The 9758-nt window shown below is 71.6% G+C and carries 9 protein-coding genes; 4 read left to right on the top strand and 5 right to left on the bottom strand.

All coding sequences use genetic code 11. From position 1 onward, the window contains the following. Window positions 1-14: 14 nt before the first annotated feature. A complete protein-coding gene (gene fdhA, locus KRR39_RS09500) occupies window positions 15-1229 on the top strand; it encodes a formaldehyde dehydrogenase, glutathione-independent (protein ID WP_216941780.1) in 1215 nt (404 codons plus the stop codon). 127 nt (window positions 1230-1356) lie between these two features. Further along, window positions 1357-1545 carry a hypothetical protein gene (locus KRR39_RS09495; RefSeq protein WP_216941779.1) on the top strand — a complete coding sequence of 63 codons (189 nt, stop codon included), beginning with the start codon at window positions 1357-1359 and terminating at the stop codon, window positions 1543-1545. Window positions 1546-1655: 110 nt separating this feature from the next. Here KRR39_RS09495 and KRR39_RS09490 read toward each other — a convergent pair whose 3' ends face one another. From KRR39_RS09490 to KRR39_RS09475, 4 genes are all read right to left on the bottom strand, one after another. Further along, complete coding sequence (locus KRR39_RS09490; protein ID WP_216941778.1) at window positions 1656-2843, bottom strand: phytanoyl-CoA dioxygenase family protein; 1188 nt, start codon at window positions 2841-2843, stop codon at window positions 1656-1658. Window positions 2844-2942: 99 nt separating this feature from the next. Continuing rightward, complete coding sequence (locus tag KRR39_RS09485; RefSeq protein WP_216941777.1) at window positions 2943-3941, bottom strand: Gfo/Idh/MocA family protein; 999 nt, start codon at window positions 3939-3941, stop codon at window positions 2943-2945. A 3-nt stretch (window positions 3942-3944) separates the two neighbouring features. Then, a complete protein-coding gene (locus KRR39_RS09480; protein ID WP_254185636.1) occupies window positions 3945-4892 on the bottom strand; it encodes a sugar phosphate isomerase/epimerase family protein in 948 nt (315 codons plus the stop codon). After that, window positions 4889-5890, bottom strand: coding sequence for a Gfo/Idh/MocA family protein (locus KRR39_RS09475; RefSeq protein ID WP_216941776.1), 1002 nt, complete (start codon window positions 5888-5890; stop codon window positions 4889-4891). Before KRR39_RS09475 ends, KRR39_RS09480 begins: the two co-directional genes overlap by 4 nt. Window positions 5891-6080: 190 nt before the next feature. On the opposite strand from KRR39_RS09475, the gene KRR39_RS09470 reads away from it, so the two are divergent. Beyond that, window positions 6081-7112 (top strand): LacI family DNA-binding transcriptional regulator, encoded by a 1032-nt coding sequence (locus tag KRR39_RS09470; RefSeq protein ID WP_216941775.1) that lies wholly within the window; start codon window positions 6081-6083, stop codon window positions 7110-7112. Window positions 7113-7183: 71 nt separating this feature from the next. Then, window positions 7184-9484: a glycoside hydrolase family 15 protein gene (locus KRR39_RS09465; protein ID WP_216941774.1), complete on the top strand. Its 2301-nt coding sequence runs from the start codon at window positions 7184-7186 to the stop codon at window positions 9482-9484. Here the strand turns inward: KRR39_RS09465 and KRR39_RS09460 are convergent. Then, on the bottom strand, window positions 9420-9713 hold the full coding sequence (locus KRR39_RS09460) for a hypothetical protein (RefSeq protein ID WP_216943016.1): 294 nt from the start codon (window positions 9711-9713) through the stop codon (window positions 9420-9422). The two genes, KRR39_RS09465 and KRR39_RS09460, sit on opposite strands and share 65 nt — an antisense overlap. Window positions 9714-9758 lie beyond the last annotated feature (45 nt).

The raw sequence follows: 9758 nt of genomic DNA, 5'->3' as shown, positions 1-9758 counted from the left end.
AGGGAGCAGCGCGCATGCCAGGCAACAAGGCAGTCATCTTCAAGGGGCCCGGAACCGTCGCGGTCGAGACCACCGAGTACCCGACGTTCGAGCTCAAGGATGGTCCTGGGGTGAACCCGGCCAACGTGGGCCGCAAGCTCCCGCACGCCGCGATCCTCAAGGTCGTCGCCACCAACATCTGCGGCAGCGACCAGCACATGGTGCGGGGCCGGACGACGGCGCCGAAGGGGTTGCCGCTCGGCCACGAGATCACGGGGGAGGTCGTCGAGACCGGGCGCGACGTGGAGTTCATCCAGAAGGGCGACCTCGTGTCGGTCCCGTTCAACATCGCCTGCGGTCGGTGCCGGAACTGCAAGGAGGGCAAGACCGGTGTCTGCCTGAACGTGAACCCTGACCGGCCGGGGTCGGCGTACGGGTACGTCGACATGGGCGGCTGGGTCGGTGGCCAGGCGGAGTACGCGCTCGTGCCGTACGCCGACTGGAACCTCCTGAAGTTCCCCGACCGGGACCAGGCCCTGGAGAAGATCCGCGACCTGGCGATGCTGTCCGACATCTTCCCCACCGGCTTCCACGGCGCCGTCACCGCCGGCGTACAGCCGGGGTCCACGGTGTACGTCGCTGGCGCCGGGCCGGTCGGTCTCGCGGCTGCCACGTCGGCGTTCCTGCTCGGCGCGGCCGTCGTGATCGTCGCGGACCTGCAGCAGGAGCGGCTGGCCCAGGCGCGCAGCTTCGGTTGCGAGACCGTCGACGTGTCCCAGGGCGACCCGCGGGACCAGGTGGAGCAGCTGCTCGGCGAGCCCGAGGTGGACTGTGCCGTCGACGCGGTCGGCTTCGAGGCCCACGGCCACGGCGCGGACGCCCAGCAGGAGCGGCCGGCGACGGTGCTGAACACGGTCATGGACGTCACCCGCGCGGGCGGAGCCGTGGGCATCCCCGGTCTCTACGTCACGGGGGACCCGGGTGCCGTCGACGAGGCGGCCCAGCAGGGGTCGCTGTCGATCCGGCTGGGGCTCGGCTGGGCCAAGTCGCTGTCCTTCGCCACCGGCCAGTGCCCGGTCATGCGCTACAACCGGCAGCTGATGCAGGCGATCCTGCACGACCGGGTGCAGATCGCGAAGAACGTCAACGCCACCGTCATCCCCCTGGACGAGGCGCCCAAGGGGTACGCCGACTTCGACAAGGGAGCGGCCCGGAAGTTCGTCCTGGACCCGCACGGGATGATCAAGTAGCCGAGGTTCCCAGGCCCTGGCGGGAGCCGGCCCGGCCGGCTCCCGCTCTGGACCAGTTGGTCGTCTTGGGGTTGTTTCCGCGTATTGTCGCAATCACGGGGGCGAGACGACCACGGAGAGCCATCTGATGAGCAGCGACGACCGACTCGACCTCGAGTTCGCCTACACCAGCTACCGCGACTCCTGCCGAGACCTCTACTCGCCGCAGTACCTGTGCCGCCGGCCGGGCGGGCACGAAGGCGACCACGCCGCCGGTTTCGGGGCCCAGCGGGTGCGCTGGGAGCCGCACTTCGAGCCGTCGCGCCACGGGTCCTAGGACAGCCGCTCGAACAGCGCCGTCGTGGTGCGGTGCGTCCGCCAGCGCCTCGTCCAGCGGCCTCTGGGGTCATCAGGGGCCCTTGCTCGGTCTCAGGTGACGTCGGCGGTTCAGGCGGGGCAGGGACGGGTCCGGGCGGTCTGGGCGTCCAGCGCGGACTCGAACGCTGCCGCCGTCCATCCCTCGGCGACGGCCTGGCGGACCAGGTCGGCCTGCGTCCGGGGCGCCATGCCCCCGATCGGCTGGTCCCGGTCGAGGTTGGTCGGGAAGGCGTAGCCCTCGGCGGAGGCGGCGATGACGTTGTCCAGGTAGCCGTCGGACGCGCCGGCCGCCTTCTTCTCCAGCAGCACGGGGAACAGTGCCCGGCACATCGCGACCCGGTCCACGGTCTCCATGGCGCGGCCGAACGGCGAGGACACCTGCAGCAGGTTGGCCATCCGCCGGACGCTGGTCGAGACGTTCGTGCCGGCCCCGTGGAACAGGGCGGGGTTGAAGAACGCCGCGTCGCCCTTGTCCAGCGGCAGCTGGGTGTAGTGCCGAGCGAAGTACTCGGTGAACTCCGGCAGGTGGAAGGCGAGGTAGCCGGGCCCGTACTGGTGCGAGTAGGGCAGGTAGAGGGTCGGGCCGGTCTCGACGGGCATGTCGCAGTGCGCGACCGCGCCCTGCAGGGTCATCGCCGGCGACAGCCGGTGCACGTGTGCCGGGTAGCGGGCGGACTTCTCGGCGTCCATGAAGCCCAGGTGGTAGTCGCGGTGCGCGGTCTGCGCCTCGCCACCGGGGTTGACCACGTTGACCTGCGAGGTGACCTGGTAGCCGGGGCCGAGCCAGGACTCGCTGACCAGCGCGAGGATGTCGTTGGCGTAGTACTCGGCGAACACCGCGGGCTCCGCGACGGCCAGCTTGTCCAGCGCACCCCAGACCCGGTCGTTCGCGCCGGGCTTGGCGAAGTGGTCGCCCCCGGCGACTCCGGCCGCCTTCTCCGCGGCGATCCGGCCGAGGAAGGCCTCGGTGGCGCGGTCGACGACGGACAGGTCGGCGAAGGCTCGCTTGAACACCACGATGCCGGGACCGTCGGTCAGCGCCCGCATCAGCTCGGCCTGCACCGCGGCCCGGCCGGCGGGCGGACCGAGCGCGGCGCGGAGCCGCTCGCCGTAGATCAGCACGTTGCGCTCGACGGCGTCGGCGTGCGGGTAGTCCGGCAGGTGCGTCTGCTGGGCGACGAGGGCGGCGAAGTCGTCGATCGAGCAGTCGGCTGCGGAGAACCGGCCGGTCGTGCAGGAGGCGGTGGACGCGTTCATGGGCGGTGACTTCCTTCGGGGAGCGGGATGGAGCAAGCCTACGAGTGCTCTGGGGGTTGACGACCCGCAGAGAACCGTCAATAACCCCTCATCTGCGGGTCAGGTGGCCGCCGGGCGGGGCTCGAGCCCGAGGGCGCGGTAGCAGCTGTCGACGAGCGACAGGGTCGCCACCGCGTCCTCGGCGTCGGAGCGGTACGGCGCGCCGGCCCGGACCGCGTCGATGAAGGCACGCAGCTGGTAGGTGTAGGAGGTGGCGTTGCCGCAGTGCTCGGTCCGCTCTCCGGCACCGGACCGGACGATGATCCGGTCGTCGTACTTCTGGAAGAGGAAGTCGGGGATGCGGGCTTCCCCGGCCGTGCCGACCACCCGCAGCGACATGTCCCAGTGCTCGCTGGTCATGCTGCACCGCGCGAGACCGGTCGCGCCGGAGGGGAACTCGAGGTGCACGTCGGCCCACGCGTCGACGCACGGGGCGTCCGGGCGTTCCGCGCCCGTCGCGCCGACGAGGCGGGGTTCGCCGCCGGCGAAGTCACCGAGGACCCGTTGGGCGTGCAGCGCGTAGCAGCCGAGGTCCATCAGGGCACCGCCGGCGAGGGCGAGCGACCATCTCGGGTCGTCCGCCGGGGGAGCGGTCATGAACAGCGTGCTCTCGACGCGCTGCACCGTCCCCAGCTCGCCGTCGGCGAGGATCGACATCAGCCGTCGCATCAGCGGGTGGTAGAGGTAGTGGAACCCCTCGAACAGCACCAGCGACCTGCCCTGCGCCAGGTCCCGCACCTGGGCGGCCTCGGTGGCGTTGCTGGCGAACGGCTTCTCGGTCAGGACGTGCTTCCCGGCGAGGATCGCGGCCTTGTTCCAGGGCGCGTGCAGGCTGTTGGCGAGCGGGTTGTAGACCGCCTCGACCTCGGGGTCCGCGATCACGTCGGCGTACGACGCATGGACCCGCTCGACGCCGTGGGTCCGGGCGAAGGTCTCGGCCCGGTCCCGGTCGCGTGCGGCGACCGCCACGAGACGCGTGCCGGTCTCCGCGGCCGGGCCGACGATGGACCGCTCGCTGATGCGCGCCGCGCCGAGCACCCCGATGCGTAGTGGCTCCACGGGTCAGAGGGTTTCGGCGCTGTCGGCCTCGGCCGTCGAGGTGAGCAGGCTGCGGACGTAGCCGGCGCTGGTCCGGACGTCGGTCACGGGTCCTTCGCCGCGCGGCTCCTCGGTGAGGATGGTGTCCTGCTCGAGGGTGTACCAGCCGGTGTAGCCGTTGCCCTGCAGGGTGCTGACGATCGTCTCCACGTCCACGTCGCCGGTGCCGAGCGGTCGGTACATGCCCTCGACCACGCCCTCGGTGTAGCTGAGCCGGCCGGCGCGGACCTTGTCGGCGATCTGGCTGTCGACGTCCTTGAGATGGGTGTGGGCGATGCGGTCGGGTGCCTGTCGGGTGAGGTCCGCCGGATCGGTGCCGCCGATCAGGAGGTGACCGGTGTCCAGGCACAACGAGATGGAGGAGCCGCCCAGCACCCGCTGCACCTCGTCGCCGTTCTCGACCATCGTGCCCACGTGCGGGTGCAGCACCGCGCGTACGCCACGTTCGGCGGCCCGGTCGCTGATCCGGTCCAGGTTGCGCAACAGCAGGTCCCACTCGTCGTCGTCGAGGGTGGGGCGGCTGTCGTAGCCGTCCTGCCCGGACGTCGCGGAGAGGACGAGGACCTCGGCGTGCGTGGCCTCGTACTGCTCGAGGATGCGGTCGATCGCCGGGAGCGGGTCGTGACCGGGACGGTGCATCACGACGGGCGTGAACCCACCGACGGCGGTCAGCTGGTGCGCCGCGAGCACCCCGGCCATCTGGTCCGGGTCGGCGGGCAGGAATCCCTCCGGACCGAGCTCGGTGGCGGCGAGACCGACCTCGCGCATCTCGTCGAGAACCCGATCGGGCGAGAGCTGGTAGCCCCAGTTGGGGACCTCGCAGACCCCCCAGGAGATCGGCGCCCCGGCGATCCGGGACCGACTCGGGGTCGAGGGCGTGGAGCCGGCGGAGGGGGTGGGGGTGGTGGTCACTTCTGGACCTCGTCAATCCGCACCGGACGGTGCTCGTGGAGGGAAAGGGTGGCTGCCTCGGCGATCCACGTCACGGCGAGGGCGTCGTCGACGGTGCAGGGGGAGGGTCGTTGCCCGGCGACGACCTCGGTGAACGCGGCGAGCTCGGCGCGGAACGCGTTCGTGAGCCGGTCCATGAAGAACGTCCAGGGCTTGTCCGACGGCCAGCTGGTGTCCGGCTCGAGGTTGCGCAGCGGGGTGCTCTCGGTCCAGCCGGCCACGACGCTGTCCGTGGTGCCGTGCAGCTCGAGCCGGACGTCGTACCCGCGGGGGTTGTAGCGGGTGTTGGACACGACCGCGGTGGCGCCGTCGTCGAAGGTGAGCAGGGCCTGCGCGGTGGCGACGTCGCCGAGCTCGGCGAAGAAGTCGTCACCGCGGGCGCTGCCGGTGGCGTAGACCTCGACGACCTCCCGGCCGGTCACCCACCGCACGCTGTCGAAGTCGTGGACCGAGCAGTCGCGGAAGATCCCGCCGGAGACGGCGATGTACCCACGGGGCGCGGGTGCCGGGTCCAAGGTGGTCGACCGCACGGTGTGCACCCAGCCGAGCTCACCGCCGGCGAGTGCCTCGCGGGCCGCGAGGTAGGCAGGGTCGAAGCGTCGCGGGTAGCCGATCTGGACCGGCACCCCGCTGGCGTGGACGTACTCGGCGATGGCGACGGCTTCGTCGACGACACCGGAGAGGGGCTTCTCGCAGAACACCGGGATGCCGGCGTCGACGCCGGCCTTGATCAACGCGGTGTGCGCGTCGGTGGCGGCAGCGATCACGATCCCGTCGACGCCGCTGCCGATCAGCGCCGCCGGGGACTCCGCAGGTTCGGCGCCGAACCGCTCGGCGACCGATGCGGTCACCGCGGGCACCGCATCGGTGACGACGAGGGAGTCGACCTCGTCGAGGTGGGACAGGGTGTCGGCGTGGAACGCGCCGATCCGGCCGAGTCCGATCAGGCCGAGACGCATGTCGGTCTCCTTCGCAAGAACGGTGAGGAGGACAGGAGGCCTGATCAAGCCTGCGGTCCGTCACCACCCAGGTCAACAGGTGGAAGCCGTCAAGAACACCTCATGCCAGCGGACTCTCAGCCCTGGCCACTGCCGGGTATGACGGCTGTGCACCTTGACCGAGACCTCATCGAGCCCTCACGATCGCCGCATGGGACACGCGTATCCGATCCGGGAGATCGCCCGCCAGGCAGGGTTGAGCGAAGCCACCGTCGACCGGGTGCTCAACAACCGGCCAGGGGTGCGCGCCAGCACCGTGAGCAACGTGCGGCAGGCCATCACCGACCTGGACCGGCAGCGCAGCCAGCTGCGGCTGAACGGCCGGACGTTCCTGGTCGACGTCGTCATGCAGACCCCGGACCGGTTCTCCTCGGCCGTCAAGTCCGCGCTGGAGGCGGAGCTGCCGTCGCTCCGGCCGGCCGTGGTGCGGTCCCGGTTCGACTTTCGCGAGAAGGGTCGCCCCGCGGACCTCGTCAAGGTGCTGGACGACATCCGGCACCGCGGCTCCATGGGGGTCGTGCTCAAGGCTCCCGACGTCCCCGAGATCACCGACGCCGTCGCGCGGCTCGTCCAGCACGGGATCCCCGTGGTCACCCTGGTCACCGACCTTCCGCTGAGCCAACGCGTCGCCTACGTCGGGATCGACAACCGGGCCGCCGGGTCGACCGCGGCGTACCTGGTCGACCGGCTCCTCGGCGACGGGCCCGGGGACGTGCTGATCGCGCTGAGTCGCAGCGTGTTCCGTGGTGAGGAGGAACGCGAGATCGGGTTCCGGGCCACCATGAGGAACCGTTCGCCCGACCGGGTGCTGGTGGAGCAGACCGACACCGACGGGCTCGACGCCACGGTCAAGGAGTCGACCCTGCGGACGCTGCAGCGGAACCCCGCGATCAGCTCGGTCTACTCCATCGGCGGCGGCAACCAGGCCATCCTCGAGGCGTTCGACGCCGCGGGCCGGCGCTGCCAGGTGTTCGTCGGGCACGATCTCGACCGGGACAACCTGCAGCTGCTCCACGACGAACGGCTGACCGCCGTCCTGCACCACGACCTCAGGTACGACATGCGGCTCGCGTGCCGCATCATCATGCAGGCGCAGGGGGCCATCGACGGACCCATCGAGTCCGTCCGGTCGCCGATCCACATCGTGACCCCGTACAACCTCCCCACGCCACCGAGGAGCTGAAGCCGGCGGCTGGTCGTTTGTGACCGGGGTCACGGGGGTAACCGGGGCGGAGCCGACTCGGAGGTCCACCCATGTCCCGACGCACACCCGCACTGCTCGCCGCCCTCAGCCTCGCCGCCACCGGCTCGCTGGCCGCCGGCGCTCTCCCGACCGAGGCCGCGGGGTTTCGACAAGCTCAACCAACCGGACCGGGTCGGGAAACCGGGGCGGCGCCGGGGAGCCCGGGTGCGAAGACGGTCTGGAGCGAGGCCGACAAGGCCGGCTTCGGGACGGCACGAGCGCGGGGGAGCAACGTGTGGTTCACGCTCCAGCAGGGCCGGATCAGCGAGGTGTTCTACCCCGACCTCTCCACCCCGAGCACGCGCAACCTCGAGCTGGTGGTCACCGACGGTCACTCCTTCACCGACCGCGAGTCGACCGACATGCGGCACGGCGTCGCCCGGCCGGACGTCGGCAGCCTGCGCTTCACGCAGACCAACACCGACAAGGGCGGCCACTACCGGATCGTGAAGAGCGTCGTGACCGACCCGCAGCGCGACAGCGTCGTGCTGCGGGTGCGGCTGGTCTCGCTGGACGGGAGGACGTACCACCTCTACGCGCTGCACGACCCGGCGCTCGGCAACGACGGCGAGGACGACCGCGCCCGCACCGCCGGTGACGCGCTCGTCGCGCGGGACGGATCCACCGGCAGCGCGCTGGTGTCGCGTCCCGGGTTCGACCGGACCTCCAGCGGCTACCACGGCACTGGCAGCGACGGCTGGCGCGACCTCGAGGCGCACCACCGGATCAGCAAGCGGTACGCCGACGCCGGGCCGGGCAACGTCGTCCAGGTCGGCCGGGTCTCCGGCGTGACGGGACGGGCCGGTCACCAGAACGCGACGCTGGCCCTCGGCTTCGGAGGGACGCCGACGGCCGCGAGGCGTACGGCGGCCACGTCGGCCGGGACGTCGTACGCCACCACGGCTCGTCGCTACGACGCCGGCTGGCACTCCTACCTCGGCAGCATCCGCGGCGTGCCCGCGAGCGCGGCAGGCGTCAGGCGGCAGTACCTCGCCTCCGCCCTGGTGCTCGCGGCAGCGGAGGACAAGCTGCACCCGGGGGCGTTCGTCGCCTCGCCGAGCGCGCCGTGGGTGTGGGGCGACAACATCGACGGTCTCTCCAAGCCGTCGGGCGCCTACCACGAGGTGTGGTCGCGCGACGCCTACCAGTTCGGCACCGCGCTGTGGGCCGACGGCGACAAGGCGGCCGCGCGACGGATCGTCGACTGGCTGTTCACCCAGCAGCAGAAGGCCGACGGCTCCTTCCCGCAGAACTCCGACGTGACCGGCAAGCCGGTGTGGACCAACCTCCAGCTCGACGAGGTCGCCCTGCCGATCGTGCTCGCGCAGCTGACCGGCAGGACCGACGCGGCGACGTACGCGCACGTGAAGAAGTCGGCCGACTTCCTCGCGACGTACAAGGACAAGGACACCGGCCTCGCCGCGCCGTACTCGCCGCAGGAGCGCTGGGAGAACCAGGGCGGCTACTCGCCGAACTCCGTCGCGGCGCAGATCAACGGACTCGTGTGCGCCGCCGCGATCGCCCGTGCGAACGGCGACGCCGCCTCCTCGACCAAGTGGCTGGCGCTGGCGGACGAGTGGGCGTCCAAGGTGCAGGGCTGGACCGTGACCACCAACGGCCCGCTCTCGAACCGGCCGTACTTCCTGCGGCTCACCAAGGACGGCAACCCCGACGCCGGCACGCCGTACGGCGTCGGTGACGGCGGACCCGCGAAGACCGACCAGCGGGCGGTCGTGGACGCGAGCTTCCTCGACCTCGTGCGGTACGGCATCGAGTCGCCGAAGGACCCGGCCGTGCTGTCCTCGCTGCCGGTGATCGACAAGGAGCTGAAGGTGCGCACGCCCAACGGGCCGTTCTGGCGCCGCTACTCCTTCGACGGGTACGGCGAGACGCGCACCGGTGGCGAGTGGCGGATCACCGAACCCGGCACGGGTACGACGCTCGGGCGCGCGTGGCCGCTGCTCGCGGGGGAGCGCGGCGAGTACACCGTCACCGCCGGCGGCTCCGGCACGCCCTATCTGCGGGCGATGGCGCGCGCGACCGGGCAGGCCGACATGCTCGCGGAGCAGGTCTGGGACAACCGGCCGCCGACCGGCAAGGCGTGCTGCCCTGCCGGTGAGGGCACCCGTTCGGCCACGCCGCTGACCTGGTCGCACGCCGGTCTGGTGCGGCTGGCGTGGACCATCCAACGGGGGGGCTCCGGTCGACCAGCAGGCCGTGGTCGCGGACCGGTACTGAGGCCGAGGGTCAGGGCCGAAGGGACTCGAGCACCTGGTCGAGCTCGTCGACGGGCCGGCCCGGTGGAAGCGTGAGACAGGGCAGCTGGGCGCCGGCGGCGTACCAGCGGTCGAGCGCCGCCCGGGCGTGCTCGGCGTCGCCCCACAGGGTGAGCTCGTCGAGCAGTCCCCGGGCCGGCTCGGGGACCTCGAAGGTGCGCGGGGTGGGGTTGGCGGCCAGGACCTCCTCGACCCCCTCGCCGTGGCCGAGCCGGTGCAGGGTCCTGCGGTACAGCGGGCCCATGCTGACCAGGTAGAACGCCACCCACCAGGAGGCCACCTCGAGTGCCCGCGAGGGATCCTCGGAGAC

The organism is Nocardioides panacis (assembly GCF_019039255.1).
In the GTDB taxonomy this organism is placed as follows: domain Bacteria; phylum Actinomycetota; class Actinomycetes; order Propionibacteriales; family Nocardioidaceae; genus Nocardioides_B; species Nocardioides_B panacis.
This window is presented reverse-complemented; position numbering and strand designations above follow the sequence as displayed.